This window comes from Pseudomonas sp. MF09150, assembly GCF_059862355.1.
On the sequence record NZ_JCBCUS010000011.1, the window covers coordinates 1 to 20,213 of the forward strand.

16 protein-coding genes are annotated in these 20,213 nt (G+C 61.7%); 14 read left to right on the plus strand and 2 right to left on the minus strand.

Annotated features, from left to right (window positions below):
- Positions 1-301 precede the first annotated feature (301 nt).
- On the minus strand, positions 302-1,522 hold the full coding sequence (locus AC19YX_RS29565; protein WP_421548109.1) for a CaiB/BaiF CoA transferase family protein: 1,221 nt from the start codon (positions 1,520-1,522) through the stop codon (positions 302-304).
- Positions 1,523-1,535: 13 nt separating this feature from the next.
- Entirely contained in the window at positions 1,536-2,717 is a 1,182-nt protein-coding gene (locus tag AC19YX_RS29570) for an acyl-CoA dehydrogenase (protein WP_020296247.1), read from the minus strand.
- Positions 2,718-2,875: 158 nt separating this feature from the next.
- On the opposite strand from AC19YX_RS29570, the gene AC19YX_RS29575 reads away from it, so the two are divergent.
- The 14 genes from AC19YX_RS29575 to AC19YX_RS29640 all read left to right on the plus strand — a co-directional run bounded on the left by AC19YX_RS29575 (position 2,876) and on the right by AC19YX_RS29640 (position 20,201).
- Complete coding sequence (locus AC19YX_RS29575; RefSeq protein WP_078470235.1) at positions 2,876-3,775, plus strand: LysR family transcriptional regulator; 900 nt, start codon at positions 2,876-2,878, stop codon at positions 3,773-3,775.
- Between the two features lie 451 nt (positions 3,776-4,226).
- Positions 4,227-5,348, plus strand: coding sequence for a Re/Si-specific NAD(P)(+) transhydrogenase subunit alpha (locus AC19YX_RS29580; RefSeq protein ID WP_500607667.1), 1,122 nt, complete (start codon positions 4,227-4,229; stop codon positions 5,346-5,348).
- 15 nt (positions 5,349-5,363) lie between these two features.
- Complete coding sequence (locus AC19YX_RS29585) at positions 5,364-5,684, plus strand: NAD(P) transhydrogenase subunit alpha part 2 (RefSeq protein WP_003187417.1); 321 nt, start codon at positions 5,364-5,366, stop codon at positions 5,682-5,684.
- Positions 5,684-7,120: an NAD(P)(+) transhydrogenase (Re/Si-specific) subunit beta gene (locus tag AC19YX_RS29590; RefSeq protein ID WP_201128819.1), complete on the plus strand. Its 1,437-nt coding sequence runs from the start codon at positions 5,684-5,686 to the stop codon at positions 7,118-7,120. The genes AC19YX_RS29585 and AC19YX_RS29590 overlap by 1 nt, the downstream gene beginning before the upstream one ends.
- A 180-nt stretch (positions 7,121-7,300) precedes the next feature.
- Positions 7,301-8,794, plus strand: coding sequence for a succinyl-CoA:acetate CoA-transferase ScpC (scpC, locus tag AC19YX_RS29595; protein ID WP_078470238.1), 1,494 nt, complete (start codon positions 7,301-7,303; stop codon positions 8,792-8,794).
- 319 nt (positions 8,795-9,113) lie between these two features.
- Complete coding sequence (locus tag AC19YX_RS29600) at positions 9,114-9,329, plus strand: DUF1127 domain-containing protein (RefSeq protein ID WP_020296242.1); 216 nt, start codon at positions 9,114-9,116, stop codon at positions 9,327-9,329.
- Between the two features lie 455 nt (positions 9,330-9,784).
- Positions 9,785-10,102 (plus strand): DUF2388 domain-containing protein, encoded by a 318-nt coding sequence (locus tag AC19YX_RS29605; RefSeq protein WP_421548110.1) that lies wholly within the window; start codon positions 9,785-9,787, stop codon positions 10,100-10,102.
- Between the two features lie 122 nt (positions 10,103-10,224).
- Positions 10,225-10,518, plus strand: a complete 294-nt coding sequence (locus AC19YX_RS29610) for a DUF2388 domain-containing protein (protein WP_274522637.1) — start codon at positions 10,225-10,227, stop codon at positions 10,516-10,518.
- Between the two features lie 28 nt (positions 10,519-10,546).
- Positions 10,547-10,867: a DUF2388 domain-containing protein gene (locus AC19YX_RS29615; protein WP_020296239.1), complete on the plus strand. Its 321-nt coding sequence runs from the start codon at positions 10,547-10,549 to the stop codon at positions 10,865-10,867.
- The gene (locus AC19YX_RS29620; RefSeq protein WP_500607668.1) at positions 10,864-12,825 is read left to right on the plus strand and encodes a DUF7844 domain-containing protein; all 1,962 of its coding nucleotides are present in this window, start codon (positions 10,864-10,866) and stop codon (positions 12,823-12,825) included. The genes AC19YX_RS29615 and AC19YX_RS29620 overlap by 4 nt, the downstream gene beginning before the upstream one ends.
- A 215-nt stretch (positions 12,826-13,040) precedes the next feature.
- Positions 13,041-14,498: a hypothetical protein gene (locus AC19YX_RS29625; RefSeq protein ID WP_500607669.1), complete on the plus strand. Its 1,458-nt coding sequence runs from the start codon at positions 13,041-13,043 to the stop codon at positions 14,496-14,498.
- Positions 14,486-15,961, plus strand: coding sequence for a hypothetical protein (locus tag AC19YX_RS29630; protein WP_500607670.1), 1,476 nt, complete (start codon positions 14,486-14,488; stop codon positions 15,959-15,961). Before AC19YX_RS29625 ends, AC19YX_RS29630 begins: the two co-directional genes overlap by 13 nt.
- 32 nt (positions 15,962-15,993) lie before the next feature.
- Positions 15,994-16,410, plus strand: coding sequence for a hypothetical protein (locus AC19YX_RS29635; RefSeq protein ID WP_078470245.1), 417 nt, complete (start codon positions 15,994-15,996; stop codon positions 16,408-16,410).
- A 113-nt stretch (positions 16,411-16,523) separates the two neighbouring features.
- Positions 16,524-20,201 carry a tubulin-like doman-containing protein gene (locus tag AC19YX_RS29640; protein ID WP_500607671.1) on the plus strand — a complete coding sequence of 1,226 codons (3,678 nt, stop codon included), beginning with the start codon at positions 16,524-16,526 and terminating at the stop codon, positions 20,199-20,201.
- Positions 20,202-20,213 lie beyond the last annotated feature (12 nt).

Sequence of the window (20,213 nt, forward strand, 5' to 3'; positions counted from 1 at the left end):
TTTCACCGCTTTCGACCGAGAAGATCGAACCGCTAATAGAGCCAAACAACACTGCTCTATCAACTCCTTCTGGGCTTCGATGATCTGAAGCAGCTCACTGTCGAAAACCGCGTAACTCTTTGTTTACCAAGGAGTTTTCCGTTTCGACTGCGCCGGAAGTGGGGCGAATTATAGACTTCCAGAATCTGCCGTCAACCCCTAATTTGCACTTTCTATGAATAAGCTCAAAAACACCCAAAACAGGGTGTTTTTCCCTTCTATATAGGAGGGCGCAAGCGCCCCTCTATATAGAAGAAGAAACTTACAGCACTCCAGCCTGCCGCAACGCACTGACAGCTTCGGCCTCAAGCCCCAGCACACGCTGTAACACCTGCTGCGTGTGCTCACCCAATAGAGGAGGGGCATTGCGGTACTCAACCGGGGTTTCAGAGAGCCGGATAGGGCTCGCCACCTGCGGCACCATGCCGGCCAGCGCGTGAGGCAGCTCGATCGCCAAACCGCGCGCCTGCACCTGGGGATCAGCAAACACCTGGGCCAGATCATTGATAGGCCCGCAAGGCACCCCAGCCTGCTCCAACTGCACCACCCACTCGGCAGTGGTCTTGAAAACCGTTGCCTGGCGGATCAGCGGAATCAGCAGCGCACGATTGGCCACCCGCAGCTTATTGGTGGCAAACCGCGGGTCGTCCGCCCACTGCGGCTGCCCAGCCACTTCGGCAAACTTGCGGAACTGCCCGTCATTGCCCACGGTAAGGATGAAGTCGCCATCCGCCGTAGGGAAATCCTGATAGGGCACGATATTCGGATGAGCATTGCCCAGACGCTTGGGGGCAACCCCCGTGGTCAGATAGTTCATCGCCTGGTTGGCCAGACAGGCCACCTGCACATCGAGCAACGCCATATCGATATGCTGCCCACCACCGTCATGATCCCTATGGGCCAACGCCGCCAGGATCGCTACCGTCGAGTACAACCCGGTAAGGATATCGGTCAGGGCCACGCCGACCTTGACCGGCCCGGCACCTTCATCCCCCTCGGGGCGGCCGGTCAGGCTCATCAGGCCACCCAGCCCCTGAATCATGAAGTCGTAACCCGCGCGCTTGGCATAAGGCCCGGTCTGACCGAAGCCGGTGATCGAGCAATAGATCAACTGCGGGTTCAGCGCCTTGAGCGATTCATAGTCCAAACCATAAGCCGCCAGACCACCGACCTTGAAGTTTTCGATCAGGATGTCGGACTTGGCCGCCAGCTCACGCACCAGACGCTGACCTTCAGGCTGGGTGAAGTCGATGGTCACCGATTGCTTGTTGCGATTGGCCGACAGGTAGTAGGCGGCCTCGCTGGTGTTCTCACCGTAGGCGTCCTTGAGGAAGGGCGGCCCCCAGGCGCGGGTATCGTCACCATTGCCCGGGCGCTCGACCTTGATCACTTCGGCGCCAAGGTCGGCGAGTATCTGCCCGGCCCAGGGCCCGGCCAACACACGCGATAAGTCCAGTACCCGCAGATGCGATAACGCGCCCATGGTCGTTCTCCTATTAATAGAACGCCTGGAGACCGGTCTGCGCACGACCCAGAATCAGCGCGTGCACGTCATGGGTCCCTTCATAGGTATTCACCACCTCAAGGTTGACCAGATGCCGGGCGACACCGAACTCATCCGAAATGCCGTTGCCGCCGAGCATGTCACGCGCCATACGGGCGATGTCCAGGGACTTGCCGCAGGAATTGCGCTTCATGATCGAGGTGATCTCCACCGCAGCCGTGCCTTCATCCTTCATCCGCCCCAGACGCAGGCAGCCTTGCAGGGCCAGGGTGATTTCGGTCTGCATGTCAGCGAGTTTTTTCTGGATCAGCTGGGTGGCAGCCAATGGGCGACCGAACTGATGGCGATCCAGGGTGTACTGGCGAGCGGTGTGCCAGCAGAACTCCGCTGCCCCCAGGGCGCCCCAGGAGATGCCGTAGCGCGCCGAGTTGAGGCAGGTGAACGGACCTTTCAGGCCACGCACATCCGGGAAGATGTTCTCTTCCGGCACAAATACGTTGTCCATGACGATTTCGCCGGTGATGGATGCACGCAACCCCACCTTGCCGTGAATCGCCGGAGCGCTCAGGCCTTTCCAGCCTTTTTCCAGAACGAAGCCACGAATGTCGCCGGCATCATCTTTGGCCCAGACCACAAACACATCGGCAATCGGGCTGTTGGTGATCCACATCTTGCTGCCGGTCAGGCTGTAGCCGCCGTCGACCTTGCGCGCGCGAGTGATCATCGCACCCGGGTCGGAGCCATGGTTCGGCTCGGTCAGGCCAAAGCAGCCGATCCACTCGCCGGAAGCCAGTTTTGGCAGGTATTTCTGTTTTTGCGCCTCGGTGCCAAATTCGTTGATCGGCACCATCACCAGCGAGGACTGCACACTCATCATCGAGCGATAGCCCGAATCCACGCGCTCGACTTCACGGGCGATCAGGCCGTAGCACACATAGTTCAGGCCGCTGCCACCGTACTGCTCAGGGATGGTCGCACCCAGCAGGCCGATCTCGCCCATTTCACGGAAAATCGCCGGGTCGGTCTTTTCATGGCGGAAAGCTTCAAGCACACGCGGCGCCAGCTTGCCCTGAGCGAACTGCTCGGCACTGTCGCGCACCATGCGCTCTTCTTCAGTGAGCTGTTGATCCAGCAGAAGGGGATCGATCCAGTTGAAGCTTGCTTTGCCGCCCATGAGTGAGTCCTCGTGAAGTAGGTCAACTATCGTGGGCTGATCCTAGGCCGGGTTGCCGTGAACGGCAAACGAGGATTCCGCATACTGTTGTGCTAATTTCTCACTCCGTAATCGCCATAAACGGCATCAGCAGGTTGCACTGAGTGAGGTAGCTGTACATGCGCAGAAAGATCCCCAGCACCGTCGCCCTGGTCAGCTTCGAGGCAGCCGCCCGCCATGAAAGCTTCACCAAGGCCGCCCAGGAGCTGTCGCTGACCCAGGGCGCGATTTGTAGGCAGATCGCCAGCCTGGAAGAGTTCCTCAGTGTCGAGTTGTTCCGGCGCTCACGGCGCGGGGTCAAGCTGACCGAGGCCGGGCTTTCCTACAGCCGCCGGGTGGCGACTCAATTGGATGCAGTTGAACGCGATACGCTGTCGGTCATGGGCCAGCAGGGCGCCAATGTGATCGAACTGGCCGTGGTGCCCACCTTCGGCACCCAGTGGCTGCTGCCACGGCTCAAGGACTTCCAGCAGCAGCACCCGGAAGTCACGGTCAACCTGACCAACCGCACGCGCCCCTTTCTGTTCGCCGACACCGACTTCGACGGCGCCATCTACTTTGGCGACGCCGACTGGTCCGGCACCCAGTCCCACCGCCTGATGGGCGAGAGTCCGCTTCCGGTGTGCAGCCCGGCCATGCTCGGCACCCAGGGGCAGTTAAGCGCCGCCCAAATTGCCGATCTGCCCCTGCTGCAGCAAACCACGCGGCCTTATGCATGGCGGCAATGGTTCAACGCCCAGCACATGAATATCCCTCGCGACATGACGGGCCCGCGTTACGAGCTATTCTCCATGCTCGCCCAGGCCGCCATGCATGACATGGGCATCGCCCTGATTCCGCCTTTCCTTATTCAGCGTGAACTCGCCGAGAAACGCCTGGTGATTGCCAACCCTCAGCGCCTCTCGAGCATCAAGGCTTATTACCTGATGATTCCCGAGCGCAAGGTCGAATCAGCGTCTTTACGAGCTTTTCGTGACTGGCTGATCCACCAGGCACACAGCTACAGCCTCGAAGAATAAAGGGATAGCGCCATTAGCTGACCTCGTAGTCAGCTTATTTAAAGCACTACAGATATAACTATTTGTCGCATTTAGACAGACTGTACCGACAAGCTGAACAATCGTCCTACAAGCGGCTAACCACGTGGCTTGTAGGGTTTAATTAACAGCGATAACCGAGCATTCACACCACCGATAGAAAAAATATCGTTTCCCCGGATAAATCCTTGAAAGGCACGGCCTGTAAGGGATCTAGCCGTACCATTGCGACATTCGGTCACGGGGTGACTTGTAGTTAATTTTCCGTCACGCATCAGAATCCCTTGAAGGGTGCAAAGTTCGCCTGCAAAATGCCGCGCCCCGCCGTGATTTCGGTGGGATCGTGCTGATCGGCCGCCCCAGTCGCACCTTCCGCAGTGCGCTGGCCTTCTAAGAAAGATCGAAAGCAATAAGATCAAGCAGGAGATTTGACGTGCACATTGGTGTTCCTCTCGAAACCCAAACGGGTGAAACACGGGTTGCTGCAACCCCGGAAACCATCAAGAAGCTGATCGGCCAGGGTCATAAGGTCACTGTTCAAAGCGGCGCCGGCATTAATGCCAGCGTTGTCGACAGCGCCTATGAAGCGGCAGGCGCAAGCATTGGCAGCGCCAATGACGCCTTTGGTGCAGAGCTGATTCTCAAGGTCGTGACCCCTAGCGACAGCGAGCTGACCCTGATCAAGAGCGGCACCGTGCTGGTGGGCATGCTCAACCCGTTCAGCAATGAAACCATTGCCAAACTGGCCGAGCACGGCATTACCGCTTTCGCCCTGGAAGCCGCGCCCCGGACCTCTCGAGCCCAGAGCCTGGATGTGCTGTCGTCCCAGGCCAACATCGCCGGTTACAAGGCAGTGCTGCTGGCAGCCCATCATTACCCACGCTTCATGCCCATGCTGATGACCGCCGCCGGTACGGTGAAAGCCGCCCGTGTGCTGATTCTCGGCGCCGGCGTTGCCGGCCTGCAGGCCATTGCCACGGCCAAGCGCCTGGGTGCGGTGATCGAGGCTTCGGACGTGCGTCCGGCGGTGAAGGAACAGATCGAATCCCTGGGCGCCAAGTTCGTCGACGTGCCCTACGAGACCGATGAAGAGCGTGAATGCGCGGTCGGTGTCGGCGGTTACGCCCGCCCCATGCCGAGCAGTTGGATGCAGCGCCAGGCCCTGGCGGTGCACGAACGCGCCAAGCAGGCCGATATCGTCATCACCACCGCGCTGATTCCGGGCCGCAAGGCTCCGACCCTACTGAGCGCCGAAACCGTCGCGCAGATGAAACCCGGCTCGGTGGTCATCGACCTCGCCGCAGCCCAGGGCGGCAACTGCCCGCTGACCGTGGCCGACCAGGTGGTGGTCGAGCATGGCGTTACCATCTGCGGCCCGACCAACCTGGCCGGCGCTGTCGCCGCCGACGCCTCGGCGCTGTATGCGCGCAACCTGCTGGACTTCCTGAAGCTTGTCTTCACCAAAGAAGGGCAGTTCGAAGTCAACCTTGAAGACGACATCGTCGCCGCGTGCCTGATGTGCCGCGACGGGCAAGTCATCCGTAAAAACGCCTAAGCAGGGATTCAGACGATGGAAGAGCTTATCTCCCCCGGTATCTACAACCTGATCATCTTCGTGCTGGCGATTTATGTCGGTTACCACGTGGTCTGGAACGTCACACCTGCACTGCACACCCCCTTGATGGCGGTGACCAACGCGATTTCAGCGATCGTGATCGTCGGCGCCATGCTGGCTGCGGCACTGACCGTGACCCCCCTGGGCAAGACCATGGGCACCCTGGCCGTGGCCCTGGCGGCGGTCAATGTGTTCGGCGGCTTCCTGGTGACGCGCCGCATGCTTGAGATGTTCAAGAAGAAAGCCCCGAAAGTAAAAGAAGAGGCGCCCAAGTAATGAGCATGAACCTGGTAACGACGCTCTACCTGATCGCGTCGATCTGCTTTATCCAGGCCCTCAAGGGCCTGTCGCACCCGACCACTTCGCGGCGCGGCAACCTGTTCGGCATGCTCGGCATGGCGCTGGCGGTGCTCACCACCGTGGGCCTCATCTATAAGCTGGGCGCTGAGCTGGCCACCGCCGGTATCGGTTATGTGATTGTCGGCCTGTTGATCGGCGGCAGCGCCGGCTCAATCATGGCCAAGCGCGTCGAGATGACCAAGATGCCGGAGCTGGTGGCTTTCATGCACAGCATGATCGGCCTGGCTGCGGTGTTCATCGCTATCGCCGCCGTGGTCGAGCCGCAGTCCCTGGGCATCGTCAAACAGCTGGGGGACGCGATCCCTGCCGGTAACCGCCTGGAGCTGTTCCTTGGCGCGGCCATCGGCGCCATCACCTTCTCCGGTTCGGTGATCGCCTTCGGCAAGCTGTCGGGCAAGTACAAGTTCCGCCTGTTCCAGGGCGCACCGGTACAGTTCGGCGGCCAGCACAAGATCAACCTGGTATTGGGCCTGGCGACCTTGGGCCTGGGCTTGGCGTTCATGTTCACCGGCAACCTCAGCGCCTTCGCGCTGATGCTGGCCCTGGCGTTTGTGCTAGGCGTGCTGATCATCATCCCCATCGGCGGCGCCGACATGCCGGTGGTGGTGTCGATGCTCAACAGCTACTCCGGCTGGGCAGCGGCGGGTATCGGCTTCTCGCTGAACAACTCGATGCTGATCATCGCCGGCTCCCTGGTGGGCTCCAGCGGCGCGATCCTCTCGTACATCATGTGCAAGGCGATGAACCGTTCCTTCTTTAATGTGCTGCTCGGTGGCTTCGGCAACACCGCGGATGCCGCCGGACCTGCCGGTTCGAAAGAAGCGCGTCCGGTGAAATCGGGTTCGGCTGATGATGCAACCTTCCTCCTGACCAACGCCGACACCGTGATTATCGTTCCCGGCTATGGCCTGGCAGTGGCCCGGGCGCAGCATGCGCTGAAGGAGCTGACCGAGAAGCTGACCCACCGCGGCGTGACTGTAAAGTACGCGATCCACCCGGTGGCGGGGCGCATGCCCGGTCATATGAACGTACTGCTGGCCGAGGCCGAAGTGCCGTATGACCAGGTGTTCGAGATGGAGGACATCAACTCCGAGTTCGGCCAGGCTGACGTGGTGCTGGTACTGGGCGCCAACGACGTGGTCAACCCGGCCGCCAAGAACGATCCGAAATCGCCGATTGCCGGCATGCCGATTCTGGAAGCGTTCAAGGCCAAGACCATCATCGTCAACAAGCGCTCCATGGCCAGCGGTTATGCCGGCCTGGACAACGAGCTGTTTTACCTCGACAAAACCATGATGGTCTTCGGCGACGCGAAGAAAGTCATCGAAGACATGGTGAAGGCTGTCGAGTAAAACCTGCGCCAAGGCAATACCCCAAACCTCAGCCTTTAGTAGGCTGGGGTTTTTTATTGGCTGCACAATCCCGACAAAAGGCTCTAAATCGCGGCGCTGCATTCGACCATGGTAGCGCGCCGAATTTGTTCGAAATCACTAGACTGCGCATCTTGCTTCCGTTGCCCGAGATAACAATCCATGTACCGTGATCGTATCCGCTTGCCTTCGTTGTTGGATAAGGTGATGAGCGCCGCCGACGCTGCCGCTCTGATTCAGGACGGCATGACCGTCGGCATGAGCGGCTTTACCCGCGCCGGCGAAGCCAAGGCCGTGCCCCACGCGCTGGCCGAGCGTGCCAAAGTGACCCCGCTGAAAATTACCCTGATGACCGGCGCCAGCCTGGGCAACGACCTCGACAAGCAGCTCACCGAAGCTGGCGTGCTGGCGCGGCGCATGCCGTTCCAGGTCGACAGCACCCTGCGCAAGGCGATCAACGCCGGCGAAGTCATGTTTATCGACCAGCATCTGTCGGAGACCGTGGAACAACTGCGCAACCAGCAGCTCAAGCTGCCGGACATCGCCGTGATCGAGGCCGTGGCGATCACCGAACAAGGCCATATCGTGCCGACCACCTCGGTGGGCAACTCCGCCAGCTTCGCGATTTTCGCCAAGCAGGTGATCGTCGAGATCAACCTGGCGCACAACCCGAACCTGGAAGGCCTGCACGACATCTATATCCCGACCTACCGGCCGACCCGCACGCCGATCCCGCTGACCAAGGTCGACGACCGCATCGGCAGCACCGCGATTCCGATTCCACCGGAAAAAATCGCCGCCATCGTCATCACCAACCAGCCTGACTCGGCTTCAACGGTGCTGGCGCCGGACAGCGAGACCCAGGGCATCGCCTACCACCTGATCAACTTCCTCAAGCAGGAAGTGGACGCCGGGCGCATGACCAACAAGCTCGGTCCGCTGCAGGCGGGCATCGGCAACATCGCCAACGCGGTGATGTGCGGCCTGATCGACTCGCCGTTCGAAGACCTGACCATGTACTCCGAAGTGCTGCAGGATTCGACCTTCGACCTGATCGATGCCGGCAAGCTGAGCTTCGCCTCGGGCAGCTCGATCACCCTGTCGAGCCGGCGCAATGCCGACGTGTTCGGCAACCTGGAGCGCTACAAGGACAAACTGGTGCTGCGCCCGCAGGAGATCTCCAACCACCCGGAAGTGGTGCGGCGCCTGGGCATCATCGCGGTCAACACCGCACTGGAGTTCGACATCTACGGCAACGTCAACTCCACCCACGTCTGCGGCACGCGGATGATGAACGGCATCGGCGGCTCCGGCGACTTCGCCCGCAACGCGCACCTGTCGGTCTTCGTCACCAAGTCGATTGCCAAGGGCGGGGCGATTTCCAGCGTGGTACCGATGGTCAGCCACGTCGACCACACCGAACATGACGTCGACATCCTGGTCACCGAGATCGGCCTGGCCGACCTGCGCGGCCTGGCACCGCGGGAACGCGCCCGGGTGATCATCGACAACTGCGTGCACCCGTCCTACCGCGCCGCCCTGAATGACTACTACACCGCCGCCTGCGCACTGGGCGGACACACCCCGCACATCCTGCGTGATGCCCTGAGCTGGCACATCAACCTGGAAGAGCACGGGCAGATGCTGGTGAAGTAAATGCAACAGTTGGCCGCTGACGCAAACACAGTTTCGTCAGCTGGTCAGCCGTCTGAATAGGACCGGTAAAAACTGTACTACTGTACCGGTGGTTTTCCCGCCTAAAAACCCCTCCAATCTCAGCAAACCTTACAAAACGCACTAAATAAGTGCGCATAGGTACAGTTTCCTCATTTCCGAGCAGTACAGCCCCTATAAACAGTTAACTGGTCCCTCACAATACAGGTGAACTGTATCTACAGAGTCTTGCGTCAGAGGAGGATCATTGGCATCAGTTAAACCACTACCTGATCCCGCCACAAGCGGAAGGATGTCAACCATGGAACGTACAATCAGTTCCGAACTGTTCTTCGAAGAGAAAGCTGCAAAATCCCAGGCTTCCATGCCTCTGCGCGTTATCGCCAACCTGATGCTGTGGCAGCGCCGCATCTCCAGCCGCCATCAACTGGCTCGTCTGGATTCGCGTTTGCTGGCTGACGCCGGTATCAGCGAAGCACAACGCTACGAAGAGCTGAGCAAGCCGTTCTGGCGCTAAGTTAGCGTCGCTGGCCCTGACCCACCGGGTCCACCGCCAGCACCCCAGATTAAGAAAACAAAACCCGTCGCGGGCAACCGCGACGGGTTTTGTCGTTTAAGGGGACTCAGTTCCAGTGTGCAAAAACGATTTGCGTTAGACAGGTACAGTTTTAATATTGTATATATTGAACCAATACAGTTTTAAGGTTTGGCTATCTGTATCGGTAGCTCTGTGCCGAGCACCAGCGCGCTGCAACCCCCGGGATTGAGCCCACGCAAGGCCCCTACACTCCCGCCACCCATTGGCTTGAAGGGTGCGGGGCAGGCTGTTCGAAGCCTTGGCGCAGGCCTAATATCTCTGGATTATGTGGCGAGCAATCCTGAAGGCTCGTCTGATTTATCTGAACACCTCCACCCAGGCTGTCCGGTGCCCACTCAGCGCCCCCTTATCTGCTATTTACAGGAGCTTCATCCATGATCCGTCTTCGCCTGCTCAGCGCTGCTGCCTTGCTGGCCGTGGCTGCCAACGCGCACGCCACCAGCCTTATCGTGACCACTGATGCAATTGTCGGCGCACTCAAGGCCACCACCGACGCCACGTCCGATGCCACCTCGTCGCTGCGCGACAACAAGATCGTGCGCGCAGCCCGGGACGACGCCGCCAGCTTCGTCGCCACCGATGGCGCCATTCGCGGCGTGAAACTGGAAAGCGCGTTCGAGCACATCCGCCAACAGGTTCCGCAGCTGGACGTCAGCGACGCACAGTTGGCCCAGGCCATTCTGGCGATCTGATCACAGACCGATTCCGGCTCTGCCTCGCGCACCCGGAATCCCCGGCGCTGGCCCTCGCCCGGGCATTGCGCTAGCCTTGGCGCTGTTTTTTTTCAGCTGTCGAGAGTCTGGTTTTGTTCCGAATACCGCTTAGTGTGTTGCTGTTATCCATGGTCTGTGGGGTGGGCTCGGCTCAGGCTTTTGACCTGACCACCGAAGGCCTGGTCGTCACCGGTTACGCCACCAGCAAGGTGACCAGTGCCCCCTTCGACAGAAAACTGATACTGGCGGCCCAGGATGACGCCGCGGCCTTCGTTGCCAGCGATGGCGTCATGCGAGGCGCACAGCTGGAATCGGCCCTGGAATACCTGCGGCGCAGCCAGCCAAAACTTCATGCAAGCGACCTTGAACTGGCGCAAGCAATTCTCGTCCAATAATCATCCCCTGTTATTCCGGAGTCGTTCCATGCGCAGCCCGCTGATTGCCGCCACCCTAGGCCTGTTGTTGTTGGCCGATGTGGCCCAGGCACACACCCTGGTGGCCACCAGTAACATCATCGTCCGCGCCTTTGGCCGCACGATCGATTTCACCTCGGACACCACCACCTCCATCCGCGACTCGAAAGTCGTGCGCGAAGCCCACGACGATGCCGCCAGCTTCGTCGCCAGCAACGGCGAAATCCGTGGCGCCCAACTGGAAGCCGCCTTCGACACCTTGCGCACCCGCGTGCCGCAAGCTCGCGACGCCAGTGACCAGGTACTCGCCGAAGCTATCCTCGCACTGTGAGGCCATCAGTCACCTGGCTGCTGGCCGGGGCCCTGTCGCTACTGTGCGGCACGGCCCAGGCCGACCTGCAACTGCGCCTCAAGACCGACGGCTTGACCCCGGCGCAACAGCAGGCCAGCCAGGCGCTGCTGGATGAAGCGATGCAGGCCCTGCCGCCGCGTTTCATCCAGCAACTGGATCGGCGCATCGATGTCGGCTGGACCGACAAGATGCCCGAAAACGCCTATGGCCAAGCGTCGCTGGTGTCCGAGCTGGACCTCAATCGCAACCTGCTCGCCAGCCTCACCGACGGCTCGGCCGCGACCCAGAAGACCTATCGCCCACACGGCACCGTGCGCCGGGAAATGCTCGCCACCGTGCTCCACGAGCTGACCCACATTTATGACCGCTCGCGCTTGTGGTCCGCCGCAGAGCGCCCGCTGATCCAGCGCTGCGCCAGACAGAACGCCAACAGCGGCCTGGTCGGCCTGCGGGATGAGTGCCGCGGCCAGACCGAGCGCCGCTTCACCCTGAGCGATGACCCGCGCCTGCTGGACCTCGCCGGCTGGCCGCAATACGTCGGCCGCCGTGGGGCGCGCGAGGAACACAACCGGCAAGTGGCACGCAGCCCGGACATCTACGAGACGACCAACCCCAAAGAGTTCGTCGCGGTGAACATGGAGTACTTCCTCCTCGATCCGAGCTACGCCTGCCGTCGCCCCGGGCTGTACCGCTATTACCAGGAACACTTCGGCTGGGCACCGCCGGCCAAGGACAGCTGCGCCAAGTCGTTCGCCTTCCTCAATGCCGGCAACGACTTTGCCAAGCAGCCCCTGGGCCAGGTCGACCCCGAGCGCGTGTATGCGGTCGACTACCTGCTGGCCGAAGCCAACCAGAACTGGGTCAGCCGCTGGGGCCACAGCATGCTGCGCCTGGTGATCTGTGCCCCGGGCCGCCCGCGCGGACCCGATTGCCGGTTGGACCTGGATCAGCACCTGGTGCTGTCGTATCGGGCCTTTGTCGGAGACGTGCAGCTGTCGAGCTGGGATGGCCTGGTGGGCAAATACCCGTCACGGCTGTTTGTCCTGCCCCTGGCCCAGGTCATCGACGAATACACCAAGACCGAGCTGCGCAGCCTGGCCTCGGTGCCGCTGAACCTGTCGCGCACCGAGATCGAGCAGGTGGTGGAACACGCCGCGGAAATGCACTGGAGCTACGACGGCAACTATTACTTTCTGTCCAATAACTGCGCGGTGGAGAGCCTCAAGCTGCTGCGCAGCGGCAGCAACAATCCGCAACTGATCGGCCTCGACAGCATCGTGCCCAATGGCCTGCTGGAGGTGCTCAAGGGCAGGGGGCTGGCCGACACCAGCGTGCTCGACGACCCCCGTGAAGCCCTGCGCCTGGGCTATCGCTTCGACTCGTTCCGCGATCGGTACCAGGCCATGTTCGAGGTCATCAAGAAGCACCTGCCGATCAAACAGACCAGCGTCGAAGACTGGCTGTCACTCAGCGCCGAGGAACGTCGCCAATGGTTCGCCCAGGCCGACCTGCGCACCAGCGCCGCCTTGCTGCTGCTGGAACAGGCCAGCTTTCGCCGGCAATTGCTGCTGGCCCAGGATGAGGTCAAGCAACGCTACCTGGGCGCCCGCGAACTGAAAAACGGCGGCATGGACAACGCCAACAAGACCCTGCAGGAAATCCTCGCCAACAGTGGCTTCCTCAGCCGCCCGGCGGAGCTGCTGGGCAGCAGCGGCTACGGCCTGCCACAGCCCAGTGAATGGCAGCGCCTGGAAGCGGAGAGCAGCCTGCGCCAGAAACACCTGCAAGCCCTGACCGGCGACCTGGATAAAGAAGTCCGCGCCTTGCTCGAACCTGCGCGGGCTGCCGAAATTGCCGCCAACGAAGCCAACCTGAAGCAGGTAGGGGAACATTTAAGGGCATTGCACAAGGCAGCAGGGGGGCTGGAGCTGCCTTGATCCTTTGGTATAAGCAGGACTTTTGACGCCATGGAATAGTTGACAACACCCATCAATATGCCACTATTCCGCGATCGAAAAAATGGTGCCATGCCAGGCTCTGCGCCGCGTTTTTCACGGTGATCGAGCGCCTCGTACGACAATAACCCCCCTTATCAGAAGTGCTTGCCGGAGAGATCGGGCGCGGACTTTTACGCAGGTATCAGCAGGATTATATGGAGATAGTCGGTAATCGCGGCGGGTACCAGTGGCAGCTTGGCGACCAGCAATGGCAACAAACAGCAGAAGGTGGTTTTTCGCTCTCCAGCGTCGGCGGGGTAAAACCGGCAGCGACCCTGGTCGATCTCGACTACCTGGTCGGTGCGCGGCTCACTGAATCCGATACCTATCTGCCATCATCTTTCGCGTTCTGCCCGAACAGCGGCACCGCCCTCACAGCCATCGGCTACCAGGCGCAAAATCGCTGGCTGCCGCCCTATGGCGATGGCAGCGGATCGCGGGTAGTCAATGACGCCTGCCACCTGGACGGCGCGCAACAGACCGTCAAACAACTCTTCGAACGCCTGCAGAACTCCGCCGAGCGCGATCTCAATGACAGCAAGCAGATCATTGAGCTGCCGCGCAAGAATGGCCTGAGCTTCTTCGCTGCCAACCTCGGCGGCCACCGTGAGGCGCTGTTCGCCCTGGGCCGTGAAGGCAGCCTGTTTCTCTGGCAGCGCGGTTCCGAGAAGTGGCTGGAACTGCGCCCCGAAGGCCATCCGATCGGCCGCAACCGCCTGGAGAACTGGGCCAACTCGGTCAGCCTGTGCCCCGCCGAACATGGCCAGCACCTGCTGTTGGCCGGCGATGAAGGCGCGGTGCTGGTCAAGGTCGATCCGCTGAACCTCAAATACCGCTGCCAACGCCGCGACGGCCGAGCGCTGGCCGGCCCCGGCGACCTTGAGGAGCAGTCGTTCCTGCCCCTGGTGCTGGAAGACGGCAGCGTCTGCCTGGTCAGCCCCAGCGCCAATGGCTGGGAGCGCTACCCGGTAGAAGGTGCCGACGCCGCGCAGATGACCCGCCTGTCGGCGCCGATTCGTGACCACGCATCCCGCCGCCTGCTGTGGATTGGCGAGCATGGTTACCTGAGCATGCGCCAGGGCCAGGCCCTGCAAGCGCAGTGGCACCCGTGGCCCAACGGCGCCACCGCCATGCCCGAGCAGGGGCCGCCCTTCCAGGACGGCTACGGCCTGTGGCAACTGATCTTTACCGCCGAGGGCCAGAGCTATCTGCAACTGGACCCGGGGGCTACCGACCAGCCCAAGCCGATCAAGGGCTATCGCCTGGGCACCGGGCACCTGAGCTTCAAGTACAACATTCGCCTGGAACGTCCCTGGGACACCCACGACGAAAGCATCACCCCGACCACCCGTGAGGTGGTGTACCCGTTTATCGAGTTCAGCAGCGACAAGCTCCTGCTCTCGATGCGCGTGGAGCAGAACAGCACCCTTGACGATTTCTTCAAAAGCGAACAGCCGGTGGATGCGCAGTACCGCCTCGAGCAGGTCGGTGGCCGCGGTTTCGGGCTCAAGGCCCACGTCAGCCGACCGTGGAATGCCCAGTGGTTCTTTTTCGATAACGCGCTGTGGCTGTATATCGATTCTTCCGGAGCGCTTTACCGATGGAACGCCTGACCCTGATGCTACGCCGTGGCTTGTTGCTGATTCTGGCCCTGGGCAGCGCGGGCGTTGTCGCCGAGCCGATGCGCCAGGTGTTCCTGGTGCAGAACTCCGGCTGGATGGAGCCCTTCTATCTGGACCCGGCGTCGTCGTTCAAACCGCTGGTGATCAAGCTGGCCGCCGCGGCGGCGGGCAATTCGGAAGTGGTGATTGGCGGTTTCAACCAGGCCGATGCCCAGCACCCGTCGCCGGAGTGGACTTATCGCGGTCCCGGCACCCACGACAAGCTCGCCGCCAGCGTCAATCAGCTGAACCTGGTGCGCAAGGCCGGCGGCGCCTATGCCGACACCGACTTCAAGGAAGCGTTGCTGGCGGCCATCAAGACCGGGCTCGAGGGCCGGGAAGGGATTGTCTGGATCCTCACCAACAACAAGAACAGCCCCAACAACAGCAGCGAAACCTCGCTCAAGAACCGCGAGTTCTATGACCTGCTGCATAACGAAGCCAGCATCACCCGGATCGCCGCATTCCCGCAGAAAATGCCGGTGGCAGGCCCCAACTACCAAGCCAACGGCCTGATGATTTATGCGCTGGCCTACGGCGATAACGCCGGCAAGGCCCTGGAGCAGGTCCTGGCCCAGCCGGCCCTGGCGACCCTGCTCAAGGACAACCGGGTCCGGCTCAAGCCCCTGACCCAGTCGGCGGTACGCTTTATCCCCACCGGCGTGCAGGACACCCCGGACGTCAGTGCCGAACTGGCCCCGGACCAGCAGACCCTGATCCTCAATATCAACGTCGACAGCTCGCCCAAAACCGCGGTGCTGCTGGGCAAGTTCGAAAACCAGTTCAACCCGTACCAGATCCACGACGCGAAGATCGAGATGAACCTGGACATGCCGGGCGAAGCCCTGCAATCGAGCATCTCCCTCGACCGCCTGACGGACCTGGAACCCGGTGCGCGCTCCAGCGAAGCCGCGATCAGCCTGCAACTGCCGCCCCTGCCGTCCCAATGGTCGAGCGAGGTGATCCTCTCCAGCGGTTACCAACGCGCCGGGACCATCGAGGTGCGCCTGAGCGAGCAGCAACTGCGTATCTCCCAGGACTTCATCGCGAAGATGAACGAACTGTTCCCTGGCGATGCGCTGCCGGACGTGTTTATCCCGTCCAGCGAAGCCAGCACTTCTTCGACCGTTCTGCCGATCGTGCTGCGCATCAGCTACCCGCTGGGGCCGGTGCTGTTGCTGTTCGGGCTGTTCCTGCTGCTGTTGATCGCGGCCCTGGTGGGCAAAAGCATGATCGCCGGCAAGAAAGCCGTGACCGTGATGGTGGAGGGCGTGGCCCAGCACTATCCGCTCAAACCCTTTAGCAGTGCCAACGTCTACGACGCCCAGCAGAACAAGGTCGCGACCATCAAGCGCGGCCTGTTCGGGGTCAAGCTCCTGGACAAGGCTCCCGACACTGCTGTGCGTCTCAAGTAACCCTCACTCAAGAATCCCCAAGGAAGTTGAACATGGCCCAGACCAGCACACTGCCAGCCCCGATTGAAAGCGAAGCACCGGCAGCACCGGCCAGCACCACCAGCAGCACCTTGAGCGTGCCATCGCCGATCGGTCTGGACCTGGGTCCGAAAAAAGTCGACAGCCGCGACGCCCTGATCGGGGTGGCGGTGCTGGTGGTCCTGGCGATCATCTTCTTCGTGATCAAGAACGCCTACGCCAACTGGCGCGTACGTGAGCGTGTGGCACCGAGCCGCGCCAATGCTTCCGGCTGGTTCCTGTTCCTCGGCCTGCTGATGGTTGCGACCATGGCGGTGCTGGCGGTGATCAACTCCGGCCAGTTCCTGGCTCCGCTGTACCTGGCGCCGCTGGGCGGCGTTGCAGCCATCTCCCTGGTTGCCTGGCTGATGACCTTCTCGGCCAAGCGCTGAGTCATCGCTGCCTGATGGCCGGGGGTGCGCTGCGCACCCGGCCCGTCTCACCCCAATAGCGGATCAATTGCCAAGTTCACTTGGCCAGCCCACCCGGGCTCATGGAGTTTCTGATGAACGAGAGTGCACAACCTTCCGGCCAGGCAGCAGCCCCGCAGGTCAGTGAAAAGATCCACCCAACCTTGTTCATCGCCCTCGGCGGCACCGGCATGAAGGTCAACATCCGCCTGCGCCGGCGCATCCTCAATGCCATTTGGGGTGGCAACAACCAGGTGCAGCAGATTTCCGACTTCCCCCTGGTGCAGTTCGTCAACTTCGACCTCGATTCGGGTGAAGTGACCCAGGACGGCAAGTCGATCAAGACCGACGTGCTGGCCGAGCAGGTGGCCTTCACCTCCGAAGAAAAGATCATCGAGCCGCTCAACCTGAGCAAGTACACGCACTCCATCGATGAGCTCAACCGCCATCGCGAAGTGGCCGAGTGGTTCCCCCTGACCCCGGAAAAGATCAAGAGCCTGGGCATCGATCCGTCCAAGGGCGCCGGGCAGATCCGCGCCCTGTCTCGGCTGTACTTCTTCGACAAATACCCGAGCATCCGCGACAAGCTGCGCAGCAAGGTCGGGCGCCTGCTGAGCAACATCGGCGCCCAGGCCGACAAGTTGAAAAAGCTCGGCCTGGAAATCGACCCGGGCAAGATCCGCGTGGTGATCACCGGCTCTGCGGCCGGCGGCACCGGTTCGGGTTCGTTCCTGGACATGGGGTTCCTGGCCAAGGCCATCCTCAAGGAAAACAACATCGCCGGTAAGGTCGACCTGTTCCTGGTGCTGCCGGGCGGCTTCGGCTCGTACAACGCCGAGCGGGTCCAGGCCAACGGCTATGCGGCGCTGATGGAGCTGGAGACCTGCATGCGCGGCAACCCGCTGCTCAAGCACTGGGACGCCACCGACAACCTGTTTATCGACAACCGTCCCTACGACGACGTGTACATCATCGATAACAGCAACGTCGCCCAGGCCAAGACCAGCGACCAGGAAGACATCTACGAGATGCTCTCGGATGCGCTGTTCACCGACTTCACCTCCCAGGATTTCGCCAACAAGAAGCGCTCGATCGCGGTCAACCAGAACCAGCACAAGATCCGCTCCTACAGCGTGAGCCTGCCCCAGGACTACGGCAGCGACACCAAGCTGCACTTTCCGCGCTCGTACTCGTCCCTGGGCCAGGCGGTGCTCGACACCCAGGTCGACGCGCGCCAGCACGTTCGCCTCAATCGCCAGGTGCAGCAGATGCTCAAGGCGTTCTTCGGGGTGGCCAACGCCAATAACGCGGTCAACGACAATCGCCCGACCGACAAGGAACGCGACGAGTTCCTGCGCGAGCAACTGAACGTCACCCCACGGACCTTCACCGAGCTGCCGGACTTCCTGTCCCGCGTCGAGTTGACCCTGGCCACGGGCGAGTTCACCCACTACCAGATCGCCGACGACCTGTTGCAGGTCGAGGGCGACAACAGCATCACCGCGCAGATCGAGCAGAAAACCGAGAGCCTGTTCGAACGCCTGCAAAACGGCGGGGCAGACAAGGACCAGTGGCTGACCCACGTGCGGGAAATCCAGCAACAGCTGGAGCGCGACACCAAGGGCAGTTCGGTGGATAGCGCCGAGCGCAACCACGAAGTGCGGATCAAGGAAAACCGCAAGAAGCGCATCGCCGAACTGGTGCGTGAAGACGCCTTGCCCGAGAAGCTGTTCCGACGCCTGGACGATGACGAGCGCGGCGGCCTGGATTACACCCTGGCGCTGGTGGAAATGCTCAAGGACCGCCTGGAAAACGAAGGCACCGGGATCATCCCGGCCCTGGAAAAGAACGCCGCGCGCTTCAAGGAACTGTCGGAAAAACTCGAGTCCTCGGAGCTGGCCCGCGAGTTCGAACGCCTCAAGGAAACCACCGGTTCAGGCCTGCTGGCGCGCCTGAGCGGCAAGGACAAGCAAGCCGACACGGTGCTGGTCCAGGTCAAGGACACCCTGCGCGAAAGCCTGCTGTTCTACGTGCGCCATGTCGCCGCCCGTGAAGCCGCACAACTGCTGCGCGAGATCTCCGAGTGGCTGGGCCGCAAGGAATCGGTGGACCAGAACGGTCGCGCGATCTGGAACGGCTTTGTCGGCCGCCTGCAGGATGGCCGCAACGCGGTCGACAGCCTGCTCAAGCGCATCGACACCGACATCACCAAGATCGACGCCAGCATCAAGGAAAAACACGCCACCCTGATTCCCCTGGCGCCAGTGCAAGGCAACGAAGAGCCGGCCGCCAATGGCGCGGATGTGCGCGAGTGGGCCAAGGACGCGTTCAAGGATTTCGGCGGCTCGAAAGTGCTGTTCGGCAAGTTGCAGACCGAAGAGGGCCAGGAAGAGCTGCTGCTCAAGCTGCGCAATAAATCCGTGCAGCAACTGCCGAAGAACGCGCAGCGCATCGACCCGCTGATGAGCGCCCTGGCGGCCCTGAACCCGGAAGAGCAGCGCGAGAAATTCCGCCAGTTGCTGCAACGGGCCATGCCGTGGGTGCCGCTGAACCTCACTGGCGGTTTCGATATCGGCCAGAAGCTCTACACCTGCCTGATCGGCGTGCATGACCATGCCGAGTTCAAGCGCGTATACGGCGCGACCCTCGGCCAATGCCTGCCACAGGGTACGGCTATCAACGCCAGCGATATCCAGTTCGTGGAGTCGGGGATCCCCGGCAAACTGATCTGCTTCACCGAATTGAGCGGCTTCCCGCTGCCGGCGCTGACCCCGCTGTCGACCTACCTGGCCAGCTACCGCAAGGAAAGCGCGGCGATCCCGCTGCATGTGCACAAGCGCATCAGCCAGTTCGTGCAGCCGATCCAGTTCACCCAGGAGCAGTACCGCCAGTTCGCCGAGGACTTCAAACTCTACCTGCACGCGATTGCCCTGGGCGTGCTCAAGCGCCTGGACAACGGCCTGTACGAGTTCTTTATCGACAAGGAAGACTTCACCATCGGCGACGAATTCTCCATTCGTCAAAGCGGCCTGAAGCCGGTGCATCGCAGTGACATCGAAGCCCAGGTGCGTGACCGCACCCTGAGCCTCAACGAAGTCCAGATCGCGGCGCTGATCGCGCTGTTCGATGACATGAGCCGCAGCGCCTACAAGGCGCAGAAACGCATCGACGAGCAAGGCGCTTCGGAACCGTTCCAGGCCTTCCCGTACAAGATTGCCGAGCTGCTGAAAAAAGAGTACCTGGCCCGCCTCAAGCGTCAGGCCGGTGACCGCGACCAGGAGCTGGTGAAGTTGGCCGAAAGCTACCTGGGGCGCTTCAGCCAGCGCGTGATCGGCTCCCGGGCCGACGTCTACGCCGATGAAGTGCACGCCGACCACGAAGAAAAACTCAGCGTCGCCAAGGAGTTTTTCGCCGAGGGCTGGCTGGAGAACCTGCTCAAGCCGGCGGCGGCGCCGTTTGCCGGCCAAGCGCCTGCGGCCCCAGGCTTTGCCGCGCCACCGCCGATTGCCGGCGGCGCGCTACCACCGCCGGTGGCGGCGGTGCAGTACAGCTATCACCTGAACGTCGCCGGGACCAATTACGGCCCCTACACCTCGGCGCAGTTGCAGCAGTACGTGCAGACCGGGCAAGTGACCCGCGACAGCATGCTGTGGCGTGAAGGCATGGCCGCCTGGCTCAGCGCCGGGCAGATCCAGGAGCTGGCCCACCTGTTCGCCCCGGCGGCAGGCAGTCCACCGCCACTGGGCGGCCCAGCCATGCCGCCACCGCTCTGAACCAAGCGAAGA